Origin of the sequence: Paenibacillus azoreducens, from assembly GCF_021654775.1 — a bacterium.
Classification (GTDB): Bacteria; Bacillota; Bacilli; order Paenibacillales; family Paenibacillaceae; genus Paenibacillus_AQ; species Paenibacillus_AQ azoreducens.
Window position 1 is genome coordinate 5,529,559 of sequence record NZ_AP025343.1, and the last position, 26,742, is coordinate 5,556,300.

Consider the following 26,742-nt stretch of genomic DNA (forward strand, 5'->3'; position numbering starts at 1 on the left):
AGGGGCCATGAGCGATGAGCGGGAAACAGATTATTGGGGATCCGGAATAACAAAGGATATCATCGTTCCTACTCCGGGCTGGCTCTCAATCATCAAGCCCTGCCCGTACCGCTGCAGCAGCCGCCGATTTGTATTTAGCAGTCCGATACCGGATTTAGGCATTCTTTTGCTAGAATTCAGAAGATGCTTTACTTCCTCCTCTGTCATCCCTTTACCGTTATCCTTCACTTCAAACAGCGTGGCATTCCGCTTCCGGATCACCCGAATTCGCACCGTTCCTCCCTGCAATCGGCTCAGCAGTCCATGTTTCACCGCATTTTCCACAAGCGGCTGCAGCGTCAAAGGCGGCACATTCAGGGACAACCCCGGAGCCAGCTCCCATTCCACGGATAAACGGTCTTTAAACCGTTCCTGTTCAATGTAGAGATAAGCCTCCACAAGATTCAGCTCATGCGAAAGGGGAACAAGCTGCTCCGCATTCAAAAAGTCGATGCTGATCCGCAAATATGACGTAAACGCCTCGGCGAGATCACGCATTCTATCCAGATCGAACTCGCTTAAGGCCATGATCGAGTTGATCGTATTAAAGAGAAAATGCGGCTGGATTTGAGTTTGCAAATAAGCCGCCTCCATACGCAGTCTGTCGCTTACCGATTGCTTCAGAGTCGCCAGCGACAAAACGCGGTATTTCAGCTCCATGGCATCCACGGGTTTGGCGACGTAATCATTGGCCCCCGCCATAAACCCGGCATAAATGTCTTCAGGTTGGCTTCGTGCCGTCAGCAGCAAAACCGGCAGCTCGGATATCGTGAATCGTTCCCGTACGATTTTGGTCAATTCATAGCCGGACATATGCGGCATCATGACATCGGATATAAGCAAATCCCATGGCTCGGATTCCAGCATGTCCAATGCTTCCCGTGCAGATGCCGCCGTTCCGATGCGATACTTGTCCTCATGGAAAATTCCCGCCAGCACCTTCAGATTGACCGGATCGTCCTCTACGACAAGCAGATTCATTTTCCCTGGTGAGCTTTCGCCTGCATAAGCAATCGTTTCACTGATCAATGCGGTTTCCGCTGTCGCCGCCGCGTCACTGAAGAGCAGCCGGCTACTCGGGATTTTTCCCAGTTCCTCCTTCAGACTGCTGTTAGGATCGCCTGATAGCTTAAGCCTGCTCGCCGCATGCTCCGCGATCGGCAGATTAAAGCTGAACACCGAACCCTTACCCGGCTCGGAATCAACCGATAATTTGCCGCCGTGCAGTTCAACCAGCTGCTTGCATATGCTCAGCCCTAGTCCGATGCCGCCGCTGCCCGCCGCTCCTTCCCCCTGCTCATAAGGCATAAAGATCTGCTTCTGCAGCGGCTTGGCAATGCCATGTCCGGTATCCGCCACATGAATGATTACCTGTTTTCCCTGAGCCCGGGCGGAGACTGTAACCGAGCCCTCATCGGTGTATTTCACCGCATTATGCATCAGATTGAAAATAATTTGCACCAGCCGTTTTTCATCGGCATATACGGGCGGCAGCGATTCCAGCATAGACATTTTCAATTGCACGGGTTTTCTCTCGACCATAAACGAAAGCATGTCCACAACGCCCGATACGACCGCTTGAATCCGAAGCGGCTCCTGCTTGAGCACAATCTGCTGCTCCTTTAACCTGGCGATATCCAGCAGATCATTTAACATGCCCGACATCCGGCGGCTGATCGAGATAAGCAGTTCCATGTCGGCATAACTTTTGGAATTTAGCGTACGCCTTTCCCGGGTTACGACCGATTGCGCGATATTGATGATGCCATGCAGCGGCGTACGCAATTCATGAGAGGTATTCGCTAAAAACCGGTTCTTCCGTTCATCGGCCTCCTGCAGCTGTTCGTTTAATCTGGCGTTCTCCGCGGCATTGCGAAAATATCTTTTAAACCAATACGCCGAAAAACCGATGAGAGCGGCAATGACGTAAACAGGGAAGTAAACCGTATTTTGGCTCGAATGCTGCACGAATCCTCCCCAAATGATGCCGGATAAAATGCTGGCGGCCGAAAGCAATAAAAAGAAAGAATCCTGGCGGTTATTGTAAACCATTTTGCCGACCAGATAGACAAACCATAGGACAGGAAAGAGATAAAGCGTACTAAAAATTTTGAAAACATACGAATCATGGACGAAGCTTGCCGGCGAAACCAGCAGGAATGCCGAATAGATGCCATGCAGCGCCACATAGACATAAAATAATTTCCCGCGCCGCGTCTCTCCCGAAAAGGCTCTCCCCATCATCAGCATGAAGAAAGCCAGCCACAGATAAGAAAGAATCTTGATCTTGAGCCCCCAGGTATAATTGAGGGGAAGCCATAACATCAATAGCGAATCATGGTCGGATACTACCGTTATGCCGGCTGCCAGCAGCAAAAGCGCAAAGACCAGAAACGCTTTTTCTTTGGGATGAAGGCAAAAGAGTATAACGGCATAAAATCCATGCAGCAAGAAAATAATGAAGGTCACCATTTGAAACCCGATCGAATACCAGCGCTGAAATTCAACGGCAGCCTGAGAACCGAAACGGACTGAACGCGTGAGTCCCCCCTGATGGGGATGATCGAAGTTCGCAACCTGGACAAGCAGTTCAATCTCTTTTTGACCATTTGCATTATAGCTTGCAGTATAGGAAACCTCCCGAGGCTGATAGGCGCTCTCCACTCCCGCCGGATGCCCGAATTCGGCCGCAGTCTGGCCGTTGAATTCGATGATGGACGAGGTCTTGATTTCCTGAACCCATAATCCAAAAGGCTGATCGAGCGGATCGGCCAAAATCCGCAGTCTGTATGTACCGTAACCGTATGAATCGCTTTTATTGCCGTGCCAGCCCCCGCGCCAATCCCCGGGAACCTGAACATAGTCCCGCTTGCCTTCGGGGCGGATTGCTTCGCTGTTTGAAATCAGCCTGTCGGGATAAAATTCCCACTCCCCATCCAGGGTGACCGTATGCTTGTTATCAAACTTCATCCCCCGCAAATCCACAACGCCCTGGACTGCCTGCATCTGCTGCGAATCATCAAAAACGTCAAACCAAACCCAGCGTATCCCAAGCAATAGAATAATATATAGAAATAGAAAGGCTAATTGTTTCATGGAATCGAATAACCCCCGAGATAAAATCGCTCGTTCGCGAGATGCATAAATTTATATCGATTCTACAATTATACGTTAATTCCAACAGGGCAGATATATGCGCGTAGAAGTTTGTGCGAGAAAGCAGCTGCTAACGAAACCAGGTATCGTTATTTGGGTCAAATAGAACTTTTTCCAATTCTAACGAAACGCTGTATCGCTATTCATCAAAATAGACGGTGATGGGACTGGATTTTGCCTCAATAACGATTGGTAGTTTCGTTACGTTTGATTTGGCCTTGTTTTTGCGGTTTTAACGTTTCCCAGTTTCGTTTAGAACAAGAGCAAGCTTGCCCCGGGGAAAATTGCTGCCCCAGATTGCCTCAGATCGCGACTTTATTGGCTCTGCTCAGATTGCCTTGGATCGTTTTAGATTGGCGCTGCCTCAAAGTTGCCGTTTTAAACGGTCGCTTCAGTTCTCGAGCTTGCGAACGCCGGCCATTTTTGCGGGTACCGAAAGCGCAGAACCCTCACAGTCAAAAAAAACGGATCTCCCCTGTTGGCTAATGCCACGCCTGGGAAAATCCGTTTTGCTTCTATTGTAAAATCCCGATTCTATAAAAATCCCGATTATAACAGTCCCGATCTTTTAACCTCTTCGTAGAATTCATGGAACTGCGGAATGTTAAGCTGCTGCGCCGCATCTGACAACGCCGTTGCCGGATCAGGATGCACCTCGACCATAATGCCGTCCGCGCCTGCGGCCAAGCCCGCCTTGGCGCATGGAGCCAGGATATCCTTGCGTCCTGTCGAATGCGTAACGTCAACCAATACCGGAAGATGCGTTTCCTGCTTCAGAATTGGCACCGCGGAAATATCCAGCGTATTGCGTGTAGCTTTTTCGTAGGTGCGGATGCCCCGTTCGATGAGCATGACCTGGGTGTTGCCGCGGGAAACGATGTATTCCGCCGCATGGACGAATTCATCCAGTGTTGCCGCGAGACCGCGTTTCAGCAGGATTGGGGTTTTCACTTCCCCCGCCGCTTTCAGCAGTTCGAAGTTTTGCATGTTTCTTGCACCGATCTGGATGACGTCAATGTAATCGCAAGCCAGCTCGATGTGGGCCGGGTCCACGATCTCGCTGATCGTTTTCAATCCGAACTCGGCGCCTACTTCTTTCAAAATCTTCAAACCTTCAATGCCAAGACCCTGGAAATCATAAGGCGAGGTTCTCGGTTTGAACGCTCCTCCGCGCATGACGGTAATGCCGGCTTCCTTCAATGCCTTGGCCACCGTACGCACCTGCTCGTAGCTTTCTACGGAACAAGGTCCGGCAATCATGATCGGTTTGCTGCCGCCAATCGTCACATCCCCAAGCTGAATCAGCGTATCTTCCGGTTTCTTTTTGCGGCTGACCAAAAGAGCCTTACTGTGATCGTCCTGCTGCATGGTCAGCGTTGCTTGAAAAATTTGCTTGAACAGATGGCGTACGGTTTCATGGCTAAACGGCCCTTCGTTGGCGGCAACCAGCTTTTCAAGCATTTCTTTCTCGCGTACGGGATCGAATTTGGGAACGCCCTGCTTTTCTTTTTCTACTCTTAGCTCCTGGGCAATCCGTGCCCGCTCCGATAACAATCCGAGCAATTGAAGATTTACCTCATCCAATTTGGTACGTAGTTGTTCCAAACGTCCTTCATTCATCTTGAATCTCTCCCTCTCCAGAATATGTTTAAAAACAAAAAGACCCCTGTCCGCCAAGGGACGAGGAGTCGTGGTACCACCCTTATTAGATATGCTAAATTAACCCCACAAAGCGGGGCTCTGGCCTCGAAGCCGATTCAGATACTTTGCGGGGAACCCGGAAAGTACGCTTAAAGCCGCACATCTCACTTATGACCTTTTAACGCAAGGGTACGGGTATTCCTACAAGCCGCATATTAATGCAGCGGTCAGATACCGGCTCCGGAATGAACTTCAGCGAGGTAGTGTTAGTCGGATGCTCTCAGTCCGTCGGCATGCCGTCCCTGTTAAAATCTTTCTCCGCCTACTCTTTCCTTCATTGCTTGTGTGAAGTATAGCTGTAATTTAAATTAAAAGCATTATATTACAATGGTACGATTATGGCAAGTCTTTCATCAAAATACTTTGGTACTTTAACGAAAAAAAGGCGATTGCCCAAATTAAGAATATGACCGGGAAATCGGCCCGCTTAAAATAACCCCACAAAGAGTATCGGAAAGAAGTCCGACGCCTCTCACATAGGGGCGCTTTTGCGAAGCATAAGTACGGAGTGACGTGTAGCCTTTGAAGCCTATTCCGATTACTTTGCAGGGACCCCGGAAGTTTATACTTTCTGAGATGTTAAGAAAGCGGCTTGTCCGACTTTTGATCCTTCACCGCTCTGTTATAATTGTTGATGAGTTCATCCAAAACCATGGACTGTCTGATTACTTTGGGATTCCAAACATCGCCGTACTGCTGTACCATCCGGTAAAGTCTTTGCCTCGCCTCCTCCATGGAGATTTGGGTTAATTCCACGCTATTCATTAATCTTGATCCTCCCTATCGCTTGACTAACTTTTGGCGGTCTGTGAACCATGCCGCAACGTCAAAACGGCACTGGCTTTACAGATGCGTTACTTTCATTCTGCGACCCTATCCGCTTTCGGAGACATCTTGAACACTCGGATAACTTTGCCTTCTTCACCGCTCTAAAGCGGTTTGGGGCGCCATTCATTATGTATTTGCGTGCTGCTTTCATTCCTATGGCAACATCCAAATGCGGCTTGCTATGCGAAGCTAATATATACGAATATCTCCTTGTCGGAAATCTAATATAAATATGAAAATAATATCCTTATACAAGTAATATTATGTTGGATTTTATACGTTGGTCAATAACAAAATATGTTGCAATTTAATGAATATTCGACCATGAAGTTCCATCTATTACAAACGATGATTTTTCTATATTTTCCCTGTATTTAGTAGTAAAATTGTTAAATCGCGGCTTTGCAAAACAACGACCCGATTCATTACAATATACTTGAGGAATTTGCAAAATACTGTCATATTTATAACGCCACCCAAAGGAAGGTATACCAATGTCGCAAACTACCAAAAAAGCGTTGGCAGCTTCCCTGAAAAAAATGCTGGCCGAAAAAACGCTCGATAAAATTACGGTCAAAGATATTGTTGAAGACTGCGAAGTAAACCGCCAGACCTTTTATTATCATTTTCAGGATATTTATGCGCTGATGGAATGGATTTTTGTGAATGAAGCAGCACAAGCGCTCGACGGGAAAAAGACGTACGACACCTGGCAGCAAGGATTTTACCAGATTTTCGAGTACATGCTGAATAATAAGGCATTTATTGAAAACACGCTTCATTCATCCAATCGCGACTATGTCGAGAGATTTTTGTATGACACCACATTTAATCTTCTGCTTGAGGTCGTCAAAGAACAAGCCGCCAATATGAAAGTAACCGATGAAAATAAAAAATTCATTGCGAATTTTTATAAATTTGCCTTTGTCGGCATCGTAAAGGATTGGATCCGCAGCGGCATGAAAGAAGATCCGGAAAAAATCATAGACCATATCGATGTGCTCATTAAAGGCGATTTTAAAAAAGCGCTTGAAACCTACGAACGTTAGCAGCAGTCAAACCGCCGCGAATAATTAATCCGTTCTACCGCCTTCTTATCCGTCATCCGGTAGTCTCCTTGAGCGTCAAATTTTTATAATGACAATGAACTTTGACTCACAGGGAGGTATTCAACTATGGAACGAGCCGCCTCAACGGCTGCTGCCGTCCGTCAACACGCCTTCTGGCCCATGATCCTGACGGGTATGTTTATGGTCATTGCTACATCGGGACTAACCCGTGCGGCTTTTGGCGCCGTGCTTCCCTATATGAAAGAAGGTCTTGGATTATCCAATTCGGAATCGGGGTTGCTTGGCACGATGATGTTTCTCGGCTATCTGATCACCGTCGGCCTGTCCGGACCCATGTCCATCAAATGGGGAGCCAAAGCCGTTCTTCTTACCGGCGGATGGCTTGTTGTCATCAGCTTGTTTGGACTAGCGATCGTCCCGTCCTTCTGGCTTTCATGCCTCTTCATCCTGATCATGGGAGGGGGCAGCGCCTTGGTATTCACGCCGCTTGTATCCATTATGGTCGCCGCATTTCCCGATAAAAGGGGTGTTGTACTCGGGCTTTTGCTTAGCGGCGCCGGAACGGGCATGTTTTTGAGCGGCATTATCGTGCCCCAAATCGTCAGCCATGCTCCTCAGCCGGGCTTTCGCACGGTATGGCTCATTTTTGGCATATTCGCTCTAATCGTCCAGATCGTCTCTTACATGCTGCTGAAGAGTTCTTCCGCCGCAGCCCAAACCAAAGGTTCTCAAGATAAACCCAACTGGTTCAGAAACAAGGACATTCTGGTCACCGCAGGTTTATATTTCGCAGTGGGAATGGCTTATCTGGTGCCGATGCTCTATCAGACAAGTTATATGATGGAGCTTCAATTCTCAGATACGATCGCCGGTTTGACTTTTTCGGTTGCGGGCATTTTCGGCATCGTCGGCGGTCCCGGCTGGGGAGCGCTGTCCGACCGGATCGGCCTGCGGAAGACGCTTATCATCGCCATCGTTTCCGCGATAGTAGGCAATGTTCTGCCTGTCATGTTCGAGAACTTGTTCAGCTTCATCGTCTCGGCGGCTCTTCTGGGTTCCACAATCGGAGGGATTGTGACCCTGGTCCAGGCGAAGGCATCCCATCAGGTCACGCCGATGTATATATCGGTGGTGATCGGGTTTATCTCCGTCTTTTATGCCGTCGGGCAAATGCTTGGTCCGATTCTGGCCAGCACATTTATCGAATACGGCGGGGGTTTTGCCGCAGCTTATTTGTTTGGTGGGGCAGTCTATCTTATTGCCCTGCTGCTGGAATTATTGTCAAAGCCCAAAGCGCAGGATTCAACGTCTTCAGAACAATGATGCAGAGTATTTTCAGCAAAAAATAGCGAGGTTCGCGGTCAGTTTCACGCGAACGCTCGCTATTTTTTTCATAGGCTCTTGCCCACTTCGCGGATTGTGATGATGGAAAACCGCATGTGGTGGACCTCTGTCATGCAACGCCACCGCGCGCTGGGAGCTGCGCCGAATCGCGGCATGAGCCAAAAAAGAAGAACAGGCTCTGCATCATGGCTAAGCATCACTAGATCCTATCTATTTTATAGGCATAAATTCTCCCTTGACCGGCTCGATTCCCCCAGCCCATTGGATAGGAATGGCATGTGATTGGAATAATTCCGCCCCATCGGATACTTGGAAATGAAGATGTGGTTCGCTGGAGTTCCCCGAATTGCCGAGATGTCCGATCACATCTCCCGCGCGAACCCGGTCCCCCGGTTTTACGGTCACCGAACCTTTTTTAAGATGCGCCAAGTAGCTGTACTCCCCGCCATGCTGAATAACAACAACGTTGCCGGCAGGCGCTTTTTCATTCATTACGCCAACAGGTTCATTGTCCGGTATATCATTCACAATCGAAACGACAACCCCGTCGGCAGGCGCCAGAATTTCCTTTCCGAAAGCATAATAGCTCTCATTACGGGTTGGATCCCCCGAGTAAGAATACCCGTCCTTCGCTTGAACGATATCATAGGCGTATCTCTGGCTTTCGTATTCATAATGATAATTTAAAAGTACGTTCGTTCCTCCCCAGAATACAAGCCAATCCTCTCCCTGAAATGGCAGCTTATACGTTACTGCCGTCTTCTTTTTATCCTGTTCCGGCCAGCCCGGATGACCGTTAATTTGAAGTCCTAGAATGTCACCCTGTTCATTGAAAACGCCAGCAATGCCTTTAGCCTTGTCCGGGGTGAACCATATCCGGGTATCTCCGCCGTTCAATTGCATACGGGCGACTTGTTCAAAGGAACCCGCCCCTTTCAAGAACGCTTGCATCGCCTCAGTAAACTCCGCCAAATGAACCTGCTTCTTAAAGTCGTCGCTGAAGCGTCCATATACGTCTTCATAACGTCCCTTCAACAGCTCTTGCGGAAGCTCATCCGGCAATGAGATGGCCCGCTCTTTGTTTTCTTCGATTTTGGCGTCAGCACTATTAGACATAGGTTTCTCTCCTTTCCAACTGCAAGCTGTCAATGCACCGATGCATAGACTAAGCGTTAGGAGAGCTGCTCCATATCGCACAACTCTCCTCGATTTCATCCGTAACTTCTCCAACTAAAGACTCCTCCTTATTACATGGCTAAAGCATAGGGGATATAGGGGCCCCGCAAAGTAATCGGAATAAGCTTCGAAGGCCACACATCCCTCAGTACTTTTGCTTCGCAAAAGCGCCCCTCTGTGAGAGGCGTCGGACTTCTTTCCGATACTCTCAGTACTTTTGCTTCGCAAAAGCGCCCCTCTGTGAGAGGCGTCGGACTTCTTTCCGATACTCTCAGTACTTTTGCTTCGCAAAAGCGCCCCTCTGTGAGAGGCGTCAGACTTCTTTCCGATACTCTCAGTACTTTTGCTTCGCAAAAGCGCCCCTCTGTGAGAGGCGTCGGACTTCTTTCCGATACTCTTTGCGGGGTTATTTTTAGTATAACTAGCTACTCTTATATCCAGCGTAATAGAACCTGAACGCTCACTTAAGTTTTTAACGAAAAGACCGCAAAAAATTAAGATACAGTTAAGAAAGCAAGGCGTCAGTGAAAAAATGGATTGTGGTATGATAGAAGATACGTAAATGTTCGGACAGGGAGAAGATGACCATGTATGATGCAGCTATTCTGCTTGTCGATGATGAACAAACCATTGTCGAAATTTTGCAGACAGTACTCTATAAGGAAGGTTTCACGCACATCGATACCGCTCAATCCGGGGAAGAAGCTATTTCTCGCTGTCAAACGAAGAAATATGATTTAATCGTGCTCGACGTTATGCTGCCCGGACGCAGCGGCATCGAAATTTGCCCCTTCCTGCGCCAGACGACAGACGCGCCTATTCTGTTCTTAACCGCACGCTCCTCGGATTTTGATAAACTAAGCGGATTTGCGGTCGGGGGCGATGATTACATTACTAAACCCTTTAATCCGCTTGAGGTTGTCGCCCGCGCCAGATCGCAATTGCGGCGTTATGTCTCCAAATTGCCTCAGCAACCTTCGGAAGTCGTGGGCGAATCACGGGATTTCTCCAATCAAATCTATGATTATGGCAGATTTATTGTGAATGAATGCGCCGGAGAGCTTATTGTGAGGGGGAAGACCATCGCTTGCCCTGCCCTGGTCTTTCAATTATTGCTCTTCCTTTGCAAACATCCTAATCAGATATTTACTAAAAGGGAGCTGTATGAAAAAGTATGGGGAGAAGAAGCATTAAGCGATGACAATACCGTGATGGTTCATATCCATCGGCTAAGGGAAAGAATCGAACAAGATCCATCGGATCCCCGTTTTATCGTCAATGTGAGAGGGATAGGCTATAAGCTTGTACTGCCGGTTGCAAAGGAAAATGAATCCTGATATGAAGATCAAGCATCGGCTGACACTGCGCTTTATTTTCCAATTAGTGATATCCGGTATCATCGTCCTTCTGATTGCAGCGGCTTGCACATGGTGGATTCTTCAACGGTTGACGGATATGAGCATTACGCGGGATTTCGCTTCCGCCGGATTGGAGCGTCTGGTCGAGTCCTCTAAATTAGACAAGGACGGCATTCGTTTTGATCCTCATTTGCTGGAACAGGTCAAGTTAAATAAAGGATGGCTGCAAACTCTGGATGAACATGGCCGTGTAGACCTCTCCTATAACACGCCGAAAGATGTGCCTCTTCATTATGCGCCTGGAGAGCTGATAGACTATTGGAATAAGACCAAGCCATTCCCCTATGACATCTATCTTTGGATACAGGAAAAGAACGGGAAATTATTCACGATTATCTATGGCATTAAAAATGAGATGGGGCAATTGCTTGAAGAAATCAACCAATACCATGCGTTATCCCCGGCTGGGCAGTTGGAGCTTCCTTCCGCTTTACGAGAGCGGTTGAAGAAGCTGGATGGGTATGTCCAAGTGTTGGATGCCTCCGGAGTCGAAATAGCTTCGTACAATAGACCGGATTCCATACCGGCGCAGTACAGCGTTCAAGAGCTTGTGCTCCGTTCAACATACGGCAGCCGTTTCGGGTTCAAGATCGCTTCCGTCTATCATGATGAATCGAAGTACACGTGGGTAATCGGTCTTCCAATCGGCCATAGCAGTGCCGCAGGAGAGCAGCCTCTTGTTCCTGAGGAAATACGCATTATCCTCATCGGCATTGCGTTCTTAATCGGCGCCATGATTGTTATATTTCTTCTGATTTCTGTGTGGAATGCTCATCGATTCGGTTCTCCGATGCTCCATATGCTTGCGTGGATCGAATCGATCGGCCAAGGAAAGTATACTGAACCCCTGGACCGAACCGGTCAACCTCGCAGTCGGCACCGCTCAGGGAAATGGCGCAGGCGATACGCTGTTTTTGCGGACGTCATGCAATCGCTGCATAAGCTCTCCGCCATACTGAAGCGGGATCAAGATTTACAGCGGCAGACCAATAAACTTCGCGATGAGTGGATTGCCGGCATCACACATGATTTAAAAACGCCCCTCTCTTCCATCAAAGGGTTCGCCCATATGCTTGCAGCTGAGAACTATGAGTGGTCTACGGCGGAAATTCGAAAGTTCTCCGTTACCATGCTGGACAAGTCTAATCATATGGATACGCTGATCAATGATCTGGAGTTGTCGTATCGGGTGAATGCACGTATTCAACCGCCGGATATGGAGGAAATCGAATTAAATGCGTGGATGGAGGACATATTGCTGCGCGGAGCCGTTCACCCTTCCTGGGATGCGGGTCGGATCATCTTTAAGCCAGCCAAGACGGAGATATACGTCAAGCTATATCCGCCTTGGATGAAGCGGGCGGTTCATAATATTTCAGCGAATGCCTTGCTGCATAATCCTCCGGATACAATCCTCACCGTCACGATCTTACACGACACCGATGCGGGAGAGGTAAAGATCGTCTTAGAGGATAATGGCACAGGCATGGATGATGTGACGGCAAACCGGCTTTTTGAACGCTATTACCGCGGGACAGACACGTCATCGTCAACGGAAGGCTCGGGGCTGGGGATGGCAATCGCCAAAGGACTGGTCGAAGCCATGGGCGGCTGGATCGCCGTGGAAACATCGCTTGGCAGTGGCACAACGATTACATTGATATTTCCAACTTCGTCTTCAAGACTCATTCAGTGGACATAAAGGAGTTACCTAAAGGCATTTTAAAAACTACTGCTATGGAACAATCTAAGCTTACAAAATCCAATATTTCACCTAAAAAAGAGCGGGCTTCGCGGTTAATTTCCACGAAAGTTCGCTCTTTTGCTGCCCAGCTGCCCAATTCAACAAATCGTAGGCAAGCGAACCTCGTTCGCTTATACCTTCCAGTTCTCTTCTTCCATTTGTTTGGTCCATTCGGATATAAATCTCAGTATGACGCCTAATTCATCCCCCGAAAATGAACTTAGCAGCTGGCTGTAACGCTCCTGCGCTTTTAGATGAAGCTCATCATGGATATGCGCTAGCCGTTCGCCCGCCTCTGTCAAGCTGTAATATACCGCCTTCTGGTCATCTTCCTTTTTCGCCGAATCGATCATGCCTTTCTTCAGCAAAAGTCCCACGGCTTTGGTTATTGCCGGTTTGGACAACCCCAGCTCCTTGGAAAGAAAAGCATTATTGGATACCGACGGATATCGGCGTATAAGCGATACGATATGCAGTTGCGTTAACGTCCAGCTCCCTTCTTGGCAGATCGTCCATGAGGCGCGATCCTTGCTCCTTTTGTCCCGCTGCAAAATAAACAGCTCGATCGCTTTCAGCACCTCTTCTTTTTGCGTCACTTCAACAGCCATGGAGACCCCTCGTTTCACGTTATCGTTAACCAGTTAATTACGTTACCAACATCTTAATGAACGGCTCCGGGAATGTCAACAAACGCCAAAAAGAAAAAACGACATTTCTGCCGTTTTATCTAAAAGTTTGCACATTTATAATTGCCTTCAATCGCTCTTTTGGCAATGTCGAAGGTCATTTAGCCTTTCACGGCGCCTTCGGTCAAGCCTTGCTCAATGAATTTGGAAATAAACAAATAGATCAGCAGAATCGGCAGAACCGTGAGCGTAACCGCCGTTGCCATCAATCCAAAGTCGGTTCCGTATTGCGAACTGATTTCGCTAAGCAGCGCCACGATTGGGCGAACGCTTTCTTTACTAACGAAAATAAGCGCGGAGAACAGGTCGTTATACGACCACAGGAAAACGAAAATCGTTACCGATGCAAACACCGGTCTGGATACCGGCATAAAGATCTTCATAAACATCTGCCACCGGTTACACCCGTCGATAAATGCCGCTTCTTCCAATTCCTTGGCGATCGTTGACATATAGCCGGCGATAACCAGAATGGCAAAAGTCAGGTTGCCTGCGGTTTGCGGCAAAATGAGTCCCCAGTACGTATTGACCAGGCTTGTCTTGATGAGAAGCTCATAGACCGGAACTACCGTAGCAAATGCGGGCACAAGCAGCGTCGCATATAAAATGGAGTAAATGACTCTTTTGCCCCGAAAATTAAATCTGGATAATACATACGCGGCCAAACCGCCGAACAGCAGTACGAAAATAACCGTACTCCCCGACATAATGATACTGTTCAAATAACTTTTCCCGATGTTGATCCGGTCAAATGCCGTTGTATAGTTGGTCAGCACCGGATCCCAAGCCAATGAAAAGGACTTGTTCATGACATCCCGGGATTCTTTGAACGAGTTGTTAAAGATCCAGAACAATGGATAGATCGTTGTTAAAGACCAAGCGGTCAAGACAATATACATGAAGGCCGTGCCCAAACTGAAACGTTTTTTGGTTTTCGAATATCGGATTTGTTGTCCGTTGCTTATAGCTGGCTGCATAACAATTACACCCCTAATAACAGCTTAGTATGTGATTTCGTCGCTTTTTAACAAACGATTGGCAAGCAAAGCGATAACTACCCCAAGAACGACCATATAGATCGCAACCGTCGAGCCGTAACCGAAGTTCTGGTCAACCATCGCCTTTTTGTACATATAGGTTCCCAGCACTTCCGTGCCGTTTTGAGCTCTGGAAATGACCCACACGAAGTCGAATACCTTCAGGGTACCGGTGATGGCAAGAGTAATGACAACCTTGATATCGCTCATGATCAATGGAATCGTAAGCTTCACCATTTTCTTGAACCCGGTAATCCCTTCAATTTTGGCCGCATCATAATAATCCTCAGGGATTTTGGACATCGCCGTTACAAACAACACGAAGTAAAAACCGACATAATGCCATACAGTTGGGACCGCGATGGCTTTAAGCGCATTGCTTTCGCTAAGCCATAACACTTTCTCAAAACCTAAACTGGTCAGGAGATTATTCAGTAAACCGAAATTATAGTTGTAGAACAAAACGAACAATAACGAGATCGCTGTACCGGAAATGACGACAGGGAAAAAGAAAACGGATCGGAAAAAGCCCTTCAATTTCGTAATGTTGTCTACCATAACCGCCAGCACCAGTGCGATGCCCACCTGGAAAACAATCACATACAGCATAATTTCCAAGGTATGGAGGGTTGCCTGCCCGAGCATCTTATCCGAAAATAACCGCTCATAGTTATCCCAACCGATAAATTTCTTATCAAAAAAACCCTTCGTCCGGTAAAAGCTGAAATACAAGCTTTTGAAAAACGGATAGTATAAGAAGATCGTTAAAAATGCAGCACTCGGAAACAAAAACATCCAGATATACTTTCGATCGCCCTTCATATTTATCACCACTTGAGTTTTATTTTCTCTAGCAACCAGTATGGAAATCATCCATCCAAAGGTCTTGCTTGGTTAGCACTCTTAAAACATACGCCGCCTCAGCAGCGGGCGGCGTATGTGAATTTCATTCAAATCATGTTATGCCCGGAATTTCGGCGGATGTTACTTTTTATTCGCATCCTCAATATCCTTGGCTTCTTTGAGTACGTCAGCCGGTGTTTTCTTGCCCGTTACGACAGCTTGAACACCTGCGCGCAGCGTCGAGAAGGTTTCCGGAGCTACCATTGTATCGATTGGGTTGTTCACGGAATCCGCGTTTGCAACCATTGCAAATCCTTCTGTAGCCGTTTGGGTTTTACCTTTGATTTCCACGCCGGCAGCAGCTGGAGTGCCGCCGTTGGCAAGCGCGATTTTTTCGATGACGGCTGGGCTGGTCATATGCTTCAGGAGTGCGATTGCCGCATCTTTTTTGTCGGCATTGTCAAACGTCGATTTGGAAAGGTAGAAGCCTGATCCGAAACCGCCGATAACGTCTTTGCCTGTGCCTACGCCGCCTGGCATTGCAGGGAACGGAATAACCGTCGTATTGTCGAGAACCGCTGGATCCTTCCAGTTGCCCATTGCCCAGGAGCCTTCAAGAATCATGGCGGCTTTGCCTTCGCCGTAGTAGTTCGATGCCATGCCCAAGTCAATGGTTGCGGCATCTTTAGGGAATGCGCCAAGATCATACAATTCCTTCATCGCCGCATAACCCTTTTCCCAGTTCGGATCGATACCGTCCGCAAGACCACTGTTATGGCCTTTCGAGCCTGCAGCAGAAAGGATGAAGTGCTCGATCACGTAGTGGGATTGGTCAAATGGAGCCGCCAGCGGAATGATGCCTTTTTTGGACAAGGTCTGTACCGCTGTTTTCATTTTGTCCCAGTCAGTTGGAAGCTCGAGTTTATTGTCTTCGAAGATTTTTTTGTTGACAAACAATCCTTCATAGAAACCGGTCAGCGGCACTGCGTAGATATTGCCGTCTTTTTGTCTTACGTTTTCAAGCGCTGCCGGTGAAAATCCCGATTTCCATGTCGAATCACTATCCAGGATGTCATTTAGCGGAACCACTTTTCCCGCATCTACAAAACCTTTGGCATCGGCGCCAACGAAGTAGAACAGCAAATCAGGTTCATTTCCCGATGTCATATCCGTATTGACTTTCGTTCTGAAACCGTCATCATTTGCGGACATGGTATCGTTTTCAACTTTGATGTTAGGATTTTTGGACGTGAACTCGTCCAGCGCTGCTTGGAAGGCCTCGCGTGCGGTGTCTGTACCGCCAAATGTGGAGAACACGCGCAAGGATACGTCCTTTTTCGGAGCTTCCGATTCTTTCGGAGTTTCCGTTTCGGTTTTTGGCGTTTCCCCGGATGCGTTATTGTTCTCGCTCTTGCCGCAGCCTGCCACAAACATCGTGAACACAAGCAGCATGCTCATTAGAATGAATGAAGACTTTTTCACTTGTACATCTCCCCTTTAGGTATTTTGAATCATTGTTTTACTTCTGCTGCTATTCTTATCATACATGAGATATAATTCATGTAAGGGGATACATTCCTCTAAATCACGGGGAAATATCCACAATATGGATTGTAAAATTACAATTTCAACCAAAAACAACGGTGGAATGTAAGGTTGGACGCGCAATTTCTTGCCAATCTTGGAAAAGAGAAACGTCTATCGGCGTCGGCGTTTATCACAGAAAACAGACTGCTTATAGCAGAAGTTTCCCTTGCGATATAAGGATCGGGCTGCAGGATGGCGGTGAAATGGAATTTCGGGGACCGTAGACCACTTGGTATAACGTCATCATTTATCGTTCTTTATGGTGAACTAGCCCGGGCTATGGTCTAACGGACACCACGAACGCTAATCCGCCAAAAATAGCCGATTAGAAAATCTAACGGACACCACGGCGCTTAATTGCTACAAAATTCAGGTAAAAGTAAGCTTTTTCGCCAAATAGGTGCAACTGTGTCCGTTAGATTTCAAAATCGCCGGAATTGCCCTTCATAGCGGCCCCCATGTCCGTTAGAGGTTTGGTGCGGTCCATTTACTGCGCAGAAACATCCATTAGAGGTTTGGTGCGATCCATTCATGTACAGAAATGTACGTTAGAGGTTTGTTGTGACCCATTCATGCTCAGAAACATCCATTAGAGGTTTGTTGTGACCCATTCATGCGCAGAAACATCCGTTAGAGGTTTGCTGCGACCCATTCATGCGCAGAAACGTCCATTAGAGGTTTGTTGTGACCCATTTATGCCCAGAAACATCCATTAGAGGTTTGGTGCGACCCATTTATGCGCAGAAACATCCATTAGAGGTTTGGTGCGATCCATTTATGCGCAGAAACGTCTTTGTTAGAGGTTGGGTGCGACCCATTTATGCTCAGAAACGTCTTTGTTAAAGGTTTGCTGATCAAAAATTCCGGCCGCCGGATACCTGCGGGATCGCAGAAATACCACGGTACCGTGAGTCAGTCCTTTTCCAAAAAACTCGCGTCTTTTCGATTTTTTCGAACCGCGGGCTGCGTTTAGCAGTAATGGTGACTATAAGTTTCTTAAGCCCCACTGAACTTATAGTCATAAGTTCCACAATCTAAAAAAGAACACAGCCACCATATGGTGTGCCGTGTTCTTTGCGTGCCATGTTCTTGATGTTCCGTGTTCTTTTTCCATGCTTCCCGTGCGTGATGTACACCGAACTTTTGTTACGCGCGGACCTACTTTCGAAACAGATTGGTACCACTCATTCACTTCTTTCGTCACTTGATCGCCGCCATTGGCCTTCCAGCTGGCGACGAAATCGTCAAAAGCGCTAACAGGCAGTTTGCCGTAAATGATTTTATTGAAGGTTTCAAGCTCGGACTGGCGGAGCAGATTCCACTTCGAAATCATGGTTGGCGTAGCCGCGCCCGTAAAGTAATTTTGCTTGCGGACATCGATTTGCGACATGACGACTTTCGCTGCGTACCAGTTTTCCGGCTTGCGGAATTGAGCCAGCTGCTTTTCGTACGGCGTCTCCGGTTTCGCGCCATCAGCCAGCTTCACGAGAGATTTCATATACAGATCCGGTATGCGCGCCGGACCGGTGATAAACGGGAATTTGTCAAAGAAGTCCTTGATTTTATCTTTGTCGCTTGTCGGCTGCCCGTCCACGATATCCCAGTCATAACCTTTGGCGAAGCCGTATTCGTACGGACTGCCGGCTGCAGGATTAGCCAAATTGTCAAGCAGGTAATTGTAATACAAAATAATCGCTTCCGGATGTTTGGCATCCTTGTTGATCATGAAACTGCTGTTGACGCCGGAGTTTTGCCATTTCGTGCCGATCTTTCCATCCGGGCCGGCAGGAACCGGGTATGCTTTATATTTCGATCCCGGTACGTTTTTGATCAGATCCGGAGCAGGCCAGTCCGGAACCCAGTTGGCGCCCGGCAGGACGCCGGCTTTGCCTTTGGTCCAAATTTCGGCCGATTTGCCTTCATCCCACAGCGCGGCATCCGGGTGGATATAACCTTTTTCCATCCATTCCTGCAGCTTGGCTAAAGCCTGTTTGGCGCCCGGATTTACGGAGCCGTATTCCAAATTGCCGTTTTCATCTTTGTTCCACTGTTCTTCAACGGCGCCGTAAGCTCCGAACAGCCAATCAAGTCCGCCCATCCATGTATTGGTGTTGTTTTTCAGGGAAAGGGCAAGCGGATAAACATCTTTTGGAGCGAGTCCGTCCGGATTTTGATTTTTGAATTTATCCAGAATGTTTTCGAGATCGGCAATCGTTTTTGGCGCCTCGAGATGAAGCTTCTCCATCCAGTCCTCGCGCAGCCACAATACCGTATCGTCATTGTCCGTATATTCCATAATCGGCAGGTTCCACTTCTTGCCGTCCTTCGTAAACGGATACCACAATTCAGGATGCTGTGCCGCGTGGTCCTTCCAGATTTTATTCGCATATTTCTCGAACAGGTCGTCGATTGGCATGAACTGCCATTTTAGCTGCTCTGTGCATTTGACTTTCAGGGTAGATACGCAAAGTCAGCCGATTCTGGACGGCTGCCGACGTGGTGTCTTATTCAGCTATCGTGCCCGTTAATTTAAACCCAAGGTGCTCCGTTAGCATAACGGTTGTTCAGTAGCTAAAGTTATATATTCAACTGGAATAACGATACCTTGCCCCTTTCGGATTGCTTGCATTACAGGTGCAATATAATTGTTTTTATATTGGTTTGCAGAAACATATGAATTAACATATGCTTGAGTAACCTCTCTACCCGTACTACAATCATAACCTAGGTTAAGGGGCGTCGACCCTCTTTCATTTAAGTGTTTCCCTTCCAGTACATGTGCGTAATCAGCGATAAAAAGCCCTTTATAATTATAAGGCACTTCAATTCTTAACAAAACATTCCCGATGTATTTCTTTACCATTTCAATTCCTAGGTCACCAAAATAAGGGCTACATGTTAACCATAATGGAAGAGGCTCAAGGAATCCCTCCGCCAGAAAACTACCAGTAAACTCTTCTGGTGGATTCGGACATACGTCAACCGGACGTCCGGCAAACAGACCGCCGTTTGCAGATAAAATTTGCTCCACTCTGTCTTCCCTTGTGTAATGATAAAAGGCTATTTTGCCGGAAGCAGTGAGTTCAGTACCTCCTGGATCAGGCTTATACCCGTAATCGCTTAAACTACGACCTCTGCTATTTAAGAAAATATCCCCTAGCTTCATTCAATCCCCCCTTTTTTCCTCATCTACATTAGGTTACTGGGCAACGACTGAAACTTCAAAACTGAAAAAAATACCCATATAGTGTTATAATAATTACATAACAAAGACAATTCTTCCGTGCGTTAACATTCTAATCAATGCGATTAGTGTCTGGAATACTTTTTATTTGGGAAAAGCGACGGAATACATAAAAGAGAAAAGTGTTCTGCAATAGAAAATGCTGCAATACATTTCTCATCTTGGATGGGAGCATATCAATTTTCTTGGTGAGTACACCTTCCAAACTAAAAATTTGACTGTCCCAAATGCGTTACGACCACTTCGTATCCAAGATATAGAAGCCGGTAATTCCTTAGCGTAGGAAAAACCATTACCCGCCTTTACTTCTTTAAGTTATTCTCTCCTTTCCGGCAGAAACCTTTTGGCAAGAATATATTTACCATCCTAAAAGTTTATGTAATTCAGCCGGCTCAAATCGGTTACGATCCCGTTTCAGCAATTAAACGATGGCCACTGTTTCCCCGTTCAATAGTGAAATGTTCATACCAAGCAAAACATTTCAGAGTGACATATAGCTGTCATCGAAACTGTTCCTTTCTTTTAAGGATGGCCTCCTCTTTTCTTTCAGGCAAAACATGGTTTAACATTTCATCGAAACGTTTCAATATATTCTCAATACCGATTATAATTACGAATTGTAACCGCTGTCAAACGATTTTTCCGGTCAATGAATCACTTGTTTTACTTTGTGCATTCTATGATTCGAAACGTTCCACTAAATGGTAATGGAATACGGCTTCGGAAAACAGAAATAGACCGTCTACCTGGTCCAAGGGCGGTCTATTTCTATTTTTTTCATATGCACAGGTTCCACCGAATGCGTGTACGGGCTCCACCGAATGCGCCTAACGAAACTAAAGAGCGTTATATTCACATAAACGAAGCCGATTTAAATTTAACGAAACTACAGATCGTTATTTGGACGAAATACGGGTGAATGAGCCTCTTTTAATCTGAATAGCGTGTCCTGGTTTCGTTAGAATGTTTGGAGGCACATTTTTGCCCAAATAACGATGGTGTGTTTCGTTAGAGTGAAATCCTGCTTTTTGTTCTAAGAAAACACCCGGGACTTGCTCCGGTAATCGGATTTTTCCGAAACTTTTCGCTGCAGGCTGCGCTTTTTGGCTCCGACGATCCAGCGCGACCCGGGCATGCGGGACAACATGCAGCTGATTCCAAGCGATGCCGACACGGTGAGCATAAAGGTCAACAGCGTAAACCTCAAATGGCTTCCTCCAAGCTCCAAAGGACGGGTAAAGTTCCCGATGATGTAAATAACCAGGGCGTGTACGAGATACCCTCCGAACGAATACCTTCCGATCCATGAAAGTAGCCGCAAAAACGTTTTATTACGACTCTGCATCATGATCAAAAGCCCGTATAACAGCAGCATTTGCGCTATGATAATGATAAATGTTGCAGGTTTGAGATACGTGGAAATATTCAGGTTTACGACCTCTCCCGAACCCCGCAGCACATCAGAACCAAGCCGGATATACATGCCAAGAAAGACAAGCCCGCTCCACGGCAACAGTTTTGTGCACCACGTCCTCCACTTCTCAACGTTTGCGGCACATACCGCGCCAATTACAAAATAAAACCCATACATAAGAAAGGAATAGCTGCGGTACTGCAGCAAATCGGACCAAGGCCTTCCGAGTGCTTCCGCCCAGGGGCCCATTTGATGATAAGAAAGATACAATAATATGAAATAAAATAAGCCGGTGCAAGCTATGATCGCGAAAACGCTCCGGCTGCGGGTCCGTTCACTCAGAGAGTGAAGCCTGCCGCGAACGCCCCGGTAAATCGCCGCCATGATCGGAAAGAAAATATAAAACTGCATGATCATATTAATAAACCAGAGCTGATAACCGTTTTGCGGAATAACCAGCTCTTTGGGTAAACTTCCCCAGTCCTGTCCGCCCTTTTGCCAAAACGACGGTGAAAATACGTGAACATACAGCCAGTAAATAAAAGTCCAGCAAAGAAAAGGAACATAGACGTCCCCAAACCTCTTCCGGATAAATTTGAAATAATTCATTTTCCCGCTATACTCGCCATAATTGTAGAACAACAAAACTGCGGACAAAAATACAAATGTCGGGGTTCCAAAACGGGTCAAATGGTATACCATCGTCAGCATAATGGAGTCGGCTTGTTCAATATCGGCCCTGTAAATGTACTCGGCGATCGAGTGCTGCATGACAATGGCCAGAAACGCAAGCGCCCTTAACTGAGTCCATTCTTCGATGCGCGGTTTGCTCATGAATACACCCTCCTTCATTAGCAGTTATGCGCAAGTATACCCTTCGAATATTAAATGAACCTTAAACGAATGTTAGCGATATGTCCGGTAAAAAGAAATACGGCGGGCGCAAATGACCGGATATAACGGTGTTTGTGCCCACCGCGGAAGGTGGATAGCGTTGTTCAATTATTTTTTGCATCGTCTCGGAAATCGGCCTAAAACTAAGCTCATGGTCGAAATCCGCTAGAAGATTATTTTTTCAATCTCGTCACTTCGATTTTCAAGCTTCCTGCGGAGCAGGAGCGGCCTCCAAATCATTCGAAGCATCCAGCAGGGCGGCATTGATCCCGTTCAGGAACGCAAGCGCGCTTGCCTTGATAATGTCCGTGTCCATCGCACGTCCTGAGTAGGATTTGCCTTGATATTCCATGCGGATATTGACGCGGCCGATGGCCTCTTTGCCCCGGGACATGCTGTTGATTTTATAATCCTTCAGATGGACATCCAGGCCGACCAGCGCTTTGATGGCACTGTAAAGGGCATCGATCGGACCGTCCCCCACCATGCTGTCTTTGAAGCTTTCGCCGCCTTTTCTCAATTTAACGGTAGCCGTCGGATACAAATCGTTGGTTACGACTTGGAAAGACTCCAGCTCATACAGATGGCCGCTGCCCTCGTCAAGCTTGCGGTGCTCGGTCACCAGGTAAAATACGTCATGGTCGTAAACCTCTTTTTTGGCGTCGGCCAGCTTCAGGAATTTAGCGAACAGTTCCTCGAAGTCATCATGATCGCTTGTATCGAAGCCGATTTTCTCCACGGCATTTTTAAATGCGTGTCTTCCGGAACGGGCTGTCAGGATCAGCTCCATGCTTTCCGCCCCGACTTCTTCCGGCGACATGATTTCGTATACGTTTTTGTCTTTCAACAGACCATCCTGATGGATGCCGGATGAATGCGCAAAAGCGTTCTCGCCCGTAATCGCCTTGTTCACCTGTACGTCCAGCCCCGTCAAGTGCGTCAGCAGTTTGGATGTTCTCAGAATTTCTTTCAGATGGATTTGGGTATGGCAGTTAAAATAGTTTTCTCTCACCTTCAGTCCCATAACCACTTCTTCCAGCGAGGTGTTGCCTGCCCGTTCGCCCAATCCGTTGATGGTACATTCCACCTTCTCCGCACCGTTTTTAATGGCGCTGAGCGTATTTGCCGTCGCAAGTCCAAGGTCATTATGGCAGTGTACGCTCAGGATGACTTTATCGTTCAGGTTTTTCAAACGGTCATTGATTTTCCGGATCAGCTCGCCGAATTCTTCAGGAACGGCATAACCGACGGTGTCAGGCACATTGATGATCGTTGCCCCGGCTTTAACGACGGCTTCGATCGTTTTCCACAAATATTCAAAATCCGAACGGGAAGCATCCTCCGTCGAATACTGCACTTCAGGCAGCAGCGTTTTGGCAAACTTGACCGCTTCGACGCCCATTTCCAGCACCGCGTCCTTGGAACGGCTAAACTTTTTCTCGACGTGAATGTTCGATGTGCCCAGCACGATATGGATAAACGGATTTTGGGCGAGCTTGATGCTTTCATAGACGCTTTCGATGTCGCTTTTTACCGCCCGGGCAAGCGCTGTAACCGTCACGCTGTCTCCAACGGTTCTGGCAATTTCCTGAACAGCCTGAAAATCCCCTGCGGAAGAAGCCGGAAAACCTGCTTCGATCATATCTACATTCAGTCGTTTGAGCTGCTGAGCGAATTCAATTTTTTGCTGCACATTCAGTTTGGCGCCAGGCACTTGCTCTCCGTCGCGTAAAGTCGTATCCAGTACAATAATCTTGCGGTCCATCTCCAATTCCTCCTTGAGAAAATTAAAATTTAATATCAAGCGGGTTATGGCAAAGCACGATATTAACAACAAAAAACAAAAAAACCTCATCTCTGTTATAGAGACGAGGTTTAACCCGCGGTACCACTCTAATTCATTTTCATACGAAAATAATCTCTTTCGATGGCTGACACCATCTATCCCTGTAACGGTGGAACTCCGGCTGACCCTACATTGTCAGGTGGCGGTTCATAGACGAGTTCGAAATGATTGACATTACCGTTTTGCACCAACCAACGGCTCTCTGGAAAGTCCATCACTTCTACTATTTCTAATCGAAACCTTTGATTTATAAAATTTTTATTAATCTTATGGCATCTTTTTGAAGTTGTCAACCCTGTATATTCCAAAATCATGAATTGGACCTTACATTCCATTTGTAAAAGTATATGGGCGGTGTAGGTGTAAAATGCTGATTTTCCTGAAAAAACTCGCAGTGGGCGGGCGACCGTATCATCGTGAAGAAGGCCATCCACAACGGCCATAACGGCGAACTGCTTTTTAAAAAGATTCATCCGGTCCGGATTGAAGAGGTGATGCAGCGGCTCGGGAAAAGTTCCGGCATCAGGTTTTATGTTTTGATGGGGAGCGCCTCCGTTTCTGTTTCCGCTCTTCCGGTGCAGGCAGATTCATGCTAGTGAATACGCCGTTTTCGCATTATAATCATATTAACGAGGCACGACCGAAATAATAATAGACCATTCGATTTGCCGAAAGTAGCGAAATGGCGGGCATTTTCCGTGCAAATCCGATTCATTATTTTTTGATCTCGCCCGAGACGAAGAACGTCCTGAACTATTCCTTTGTGAATAGTACCGGGACGTTTTTTTATTTTGAGGAGGGATTTTGTGAACATGAATTTCGAAAAGGCGCACGCGGCATTTATTGAATGTCACTTGAGAAAGCGAACAGGAGAACGGAAAGGTCGCTTGGAACGAGGGCATCAGGAAGCTGAGGCATTATTTTGCCGGAACGTTTGGTGGGAGCTTCAAGGGAACTTCGACCACTTGCATCCGGAGTACGAGATTCTCGATTGGCGCGGGCGATCCTATTTCTGCGACTTTGTATGGATGACGGCGGCGTTTAAGCTGGTTATCGAAATCAAAGGTTTTGGTCCGCATGTCCGGGATATGGATCGTCAAAAATATTGCAATGAACTGAACCGGGAAACTTTTTTAACGGCGATGGGATTTCGGGTAATATCAATGGCATATGACGATGTCGCCTACCGCCCCGAATTATGCATTACGCTGCTGCGGATGGTGCTGAGCCGTTATCAGCCGGAGTTATCGGCTTTCAGCCGTAATCATATACTCGAGAGGGAAATCATTCTGCTGGCCTGCGCGCTTGCCCGCCCCTTACGCCCCATTGATGTCAAAAATCATTTAGGTATCAACTACCGTACCGCCGTTCGTTTGCTCCGCTCCCTCTGCACTAAGAGCGCCTTTGCTCCGGTCAGCGGAGCGGAAGGCAAGCATGTTGTGAAGTATGAGCTTCAGCCAAGCGCAATGCTGGGATTGTAACTGGCAGGAAGGCAGGTTGCGGGCAGGTGGACAGGGAGTTTAAGGCATTGGGGAACTGTTTGATTGAGGAGCTGTTTGCGTTGAGGAGCTGTTTGCGTTGAGGAGCTGTTTGCGTTGAGGGGCTGTTTGCGTTGAGGAGCTGTTTGCGTTGAGGGGCTGTTTGCGTTGAGGAGCTGTTTGCGTTGAGGGGCTGTTTGCGTTGAGGAGCTGTTTGCGTTGAGAGCTGTTTGAGGTACAACGAGTAGCTTGGGGCTGCAGGGTGACCGATCATGCGAAAAAGTCGAAAGTCTGTACGCTTAGGTGCCTTAAGGGCTTCAGCACGCGATGTGGCGTTGTATGACGGAGACCCGCCAGTGCTTGAGTTAGAAGTCAGTATTTAAGACTGCGCTATTTTTCGAGGCTCCGGATTTGGCCCGTTCGGTTCGATTGGTTCAATTGGTTCGATTGGTTCGATTGGTTCGTTTGGTTCATTCGTCGTTCGGTTTGTTCGGTTCGTTCGTCCAAAAGCCTGCAATTGTGCAACCTTTTTACGCTATATTATTAGTTTTCAAAAAAATTGTTGCGAAAGTGCATTTATTTCGCCGCTCAATGTGACTTTTAGTCAATTCAGGTGAAAAAGGATGCACTTTCGCACCTTTTAGCTTAAGTTAGCCGGTTGAACCAGTAAAAAATGCACTTTTGAAACCTTTTGCTTGGGAGTCATTAAAAACATAGGTTTGTCTTGCTGTTTCTACGGTCTTGCTCCTTCTACGTTTCCGATCCTTTTACGGTCTTGCTCCTTCTACGTTTCTGATCCTTCTACGGTTTTGCTCCTTCTATGGTTCTGATCCTTCTACGTTTCCGATCCTTTTACCGTCTTGCTCCTTCTACGTTTCCGATCCTTTTACGGTTTTGCTCCTTCTATGGTTCTGATCCTTCTACGGTCTTGCTCCTTCTACGTTTCTGATCCTTCTACGGTCTTGATCCTTTTACGGTCTTGATCCTTTTACGGTCTTGATCCTTCTACGTTTCTTACGATCTTGCTCCTTCTACGTTTTTGCTGCTTTTGCGGTTTTGCTGCTTTTGCGGTTTTGCTGCTTTCTCGCCATTTCTCATGTATCGCTAATGCGCATTTTCTCACAATATTTTTAATAACACTCCAACATACACCCCAGTTTGTCACTTGTTTCACTTATCCCGAATGTAATACCATGCCTCACAGCTCATCCTCTCGCAACACTTAAATTCAAACAAA

The 26,742-nt window shown here is 47.1% G+C and carries 18 protein-coding genes, 1 pseudogene and 1 other annotated feature; of the genes and pseudogenes, 7 read left to right on the plus strand and 12 right to left on the minus strand.

Annotated features, from left to right (window positions below; translation table 11 throughout):
- Nucleotides 1–30: 30 nt before the first annotated feature.
- The 3 genes from L6442_RS24545 to L6442_RS24555 form a co-directional block, all read right to left on the minus strand.
- On the minus strand, nt 31–3,135 hold the full coding sequence (locus tag L6442_RS24545; protein WP_212976898.1) for a hybrid sensor histidine kinase/response regulator: 3,105 nt from the start codon (nt 3,133–3,135) through the stop codon (nt 31–33).
- 609 nt (nt 3,136–3,744) lie between these two features.
- A complete protein-coding gene (locus tag L6442_RS24550; RefSeq protein WP_194233343.1) occupies nt 3,745–4,815 on the minus strand; it encodes a bifunctional 3-deoxy-7-phosphoheptulonate synthase/chorismate mutase in 1,071 nt (356 codons plus the stop codon).
- A 660-nt stretch (nt 4,816–5,475) separates the two neighbouring features.
- Nucleotides 5,476–5,661, minus strand: coding sequence for an aspartyl-phosphate phosphatase Spo0E family protein (locus tag L6442_RS24555; protein WP_194233342.1), 186 nt, complete (start codon nt 5,659–5,661; stop codon nt 5,476–5,478).
- Nucleotides 5,662–6,218: 557 nt separating this feature from the next.
- Between L6442_RS24555 and L6442_RS24560 the strand changes: the two genes are divergently transcribed.
- Together L6442_RS24560 and L6442_RS24565 are read left to right on the plus strand one after the other, a co-directional pair.
- Nucleotides 6,219–6,773, plus strand: a complete 555-nt coding sequence (locus tag L6442_RS24560) for a TetR/AcrR family transcriptional regulator (protein ID WP_194233341.1) — start codon at nt 6,219–6,221, stop codon at nt 6,771–6,773.
- Between the two features lie 126 nt (nt 6,774–6,899).
- Nucleotides 6,900–8,117, plus strand: a complete 1,218-nt coding sequence (locus L6442_RS24565) for an MFS transporter (RefSeq protein WP_212976899.1) — start codon at nt 6,900–6,902, stop codon at nt 8,115–8,117.
- 231 nt (nt 8,118–8,348) lie between these two features.
- On the opposite strand, the gene L6442_RS24570 is transcribed toward L6442_RS24565, so the two are convergent.
- Nucleotides 8,349–9,254, minus strand: a complete 906-nt coding sequence (locus tag L6442_RS24570) for a peptidoglycan DD-metalloendopeptidase family protein (RefSeq protein WP_212976900.1) — start codon at nt 9,252–9,254, stop codon at nt 8,349–8,351.
- Nucleotides 9,255–9,901: 647 nt separating this feature from the next.
- Between L6442_RS24570 and L6442_RS24575 the strand changes: the two genes are divergently transcribed.
- Together L6442_RS24575 and L6442_RS24580 are read left to right on the plus strand one after the other, a co-directional pair.
- The gene (locus tag L6442_RS24575) at nt 9,902–10,651 is read left to right on the plus strand and encodes a response regulator transcription factor (RefSeq protein WP_212976901.1); all 750 of its coding nucleotides are present in this window, start codon (nt 9,902–9,904) and stop codon (nt 10,649–10,651) included.
- 1 nt (nt 10,652) lies between these two features.
- The gene (locus L6442_RS24580) at nt 10,653–12,434 is read left to right on the plus strand and encodes a sensor histidine kinase (RefSeq protein WP_212976902.1); all 1,782 of its coding nucleotides are present in this window, start codon (nt 10,653–10,655) and stop codon (nt 12,432–12,434) included.
- 173 nt (nt 12,435–12,607) lie between these two features.
- On the opposite strand, the gene L6442_RS24585 is transcribed toward L6442_RS24580, so the two are convergent.
- The 6 genes from L6442_RS24585 to L6442_RS24610 form a co-directional block, all read right to left on the minus strand.
- Nucleotides 12,608–13,084, minus strand: a complete 477-nt coding sequence (locus L6442_RS24585; protein ID WP_212976903.1) for a MarR family transcriptional regulator — start codon at nt 13,082–13,084, stop codon at nt 12,608–12,610.
- A 179-nt stretch (nt 13,085–13,263) separates the two neighbouring features.
- On the minus strand, nt 13,264–14,139 hold the full coding sequence (locus tag L6442_RS24590; RefSeq protein WP_212976904.1) for a carbohydrate ABC transporter permease: 876 nt from the start codon (nt 14,137–14,139) through the stop codon (nt 13,264–13,266).
- 24 nt (nt 14,140–14,163) lie between these two features.
- The gene (locus L6442_RS24595; RefSeq protein ID WP_194233334.1) at nt 14,164–15,021 is read right to left on the minus strand and encodes a carbohydrate ABC transporter permease; all 858 of its coding nucleotides are present in this window, start codon (nt 15,019–15,021) and stop codon (nt 14,164–14,166) included.
- A 162-nt stretch (nt 15,022–15,183) separates the two neighbouring features.
- Complete coding sequence (locus L6442_RS24600; protein WP_212976905.1) at nt 15,184–16,524, minus strand: ABC transporter substrate-binding protein; 1,341 nt, start codon at nt 16,522–16,524, stop codon at nt 15,184–15,186.
- A gap of 1,123 nt (nt 16,525–17,647) precedes the next feature.
- Nucleotides 17,648–19,045, minus strand: coding sequence for a type 2 periplasmic-binding domain-containing protein (locus L6442_RS24605; protein WP_237100068.1), 1,398 nt, complete (start codon nt 19,043–19,045; stop codon nt 17,648–17,650).
- A gap of 132 nt (nt 19,046–19,177) precedes the next feature.
- On the minus strand, nt 19,178–19,795 hold the full coding sequence (locus L6442_RS24610; protein ID WP_212976906.1) for a hypothetical protein: 618 nt from the start codon (nt 19,793–19,795) through the stop codon (nt 19,178–19,180).
- A gap of 121 nt (nt 19,796–19,916) precedes the next feature.
- Here L6442_RS24610 and L6442_RS33180 point away from each other — a divergent pair.
- Nucleotides 19,917–20,156, plus strand: a pseudogene (locus L6442_RS33180) (Tn3 family transposase); the annotation flags it as partial.
- A 750-nt stretch (nt 20,157–20,906) separates the two neighbouring features.
- Here L6442_RS33180 and L6442_RS24620 read toward each other — a convergent pair.
- Nucleotides 20,907–22,121 carry an acyltransferase gene (locus L6442_RS24620; RefSeq protein WP_212976907.1) on the minus strand — a complete coding sequence of 405 codons (1,215 nt, stop codon included), beginning with the start codon at nt 22,119–22,121 and terminating at the stop codon, nt 20,907–20,909.
- A gap of 262 nt (nt 22,122–22,383) precedes the next feature.
- Nucleotides 22,384–23,946: a 2-isopropylmalate synthase gene (locus tag L6442_RS24625; RefSeq protein WP_194233328.1), complete on the minus strand. Its 1,563-nt coding sequence runs from the start codon at nt 23,944–23,946 to the stop codon at nt 22,384–22,386.
- Between the two features lie 96 nt (nt 23,947–24,042).
- Nucleotides 24,043–24,273 (minus strand) — a binding site (T-box leader).
- Nucleotides 24,274–24,443: 170 nt separating this feature from the next.
- Here L6442_RS24625 and L6442_RS24630 point away from each other — a divergent pair.
- Both L6442_RS24630 and L6442_RS24635 read left to right on the plus strand, forming a co-directional pair.
- On the plus strand, nt 24,444–24,623 hold the full coding sequence (locus L6442_RS24630) for a hypothetical protein (RefSeq protein WP_212976908.1): 180 nt from the start codon (nt 24,444–24,446) through the stop codon (nt 24,621–24,623).
- A gap of 216 nt (nt 24,624–24,839) precedes the next feature.
- Nucleotides 24,840–25,508 carry a PDDEXK family nuclease gene (locus L6442_RS24635; RefSeq protein WP_212976909.1) on the plus strand — a complete coding sequence of 223 codons (669 nt, stop codon included), beginning with the start codon at nt 24,840–24,842 and terminating at the stop codon, nt 25,506–25,508.
- Nucleotides 25,509–26,742 lie beyond the last annotated feature (1,234 nt).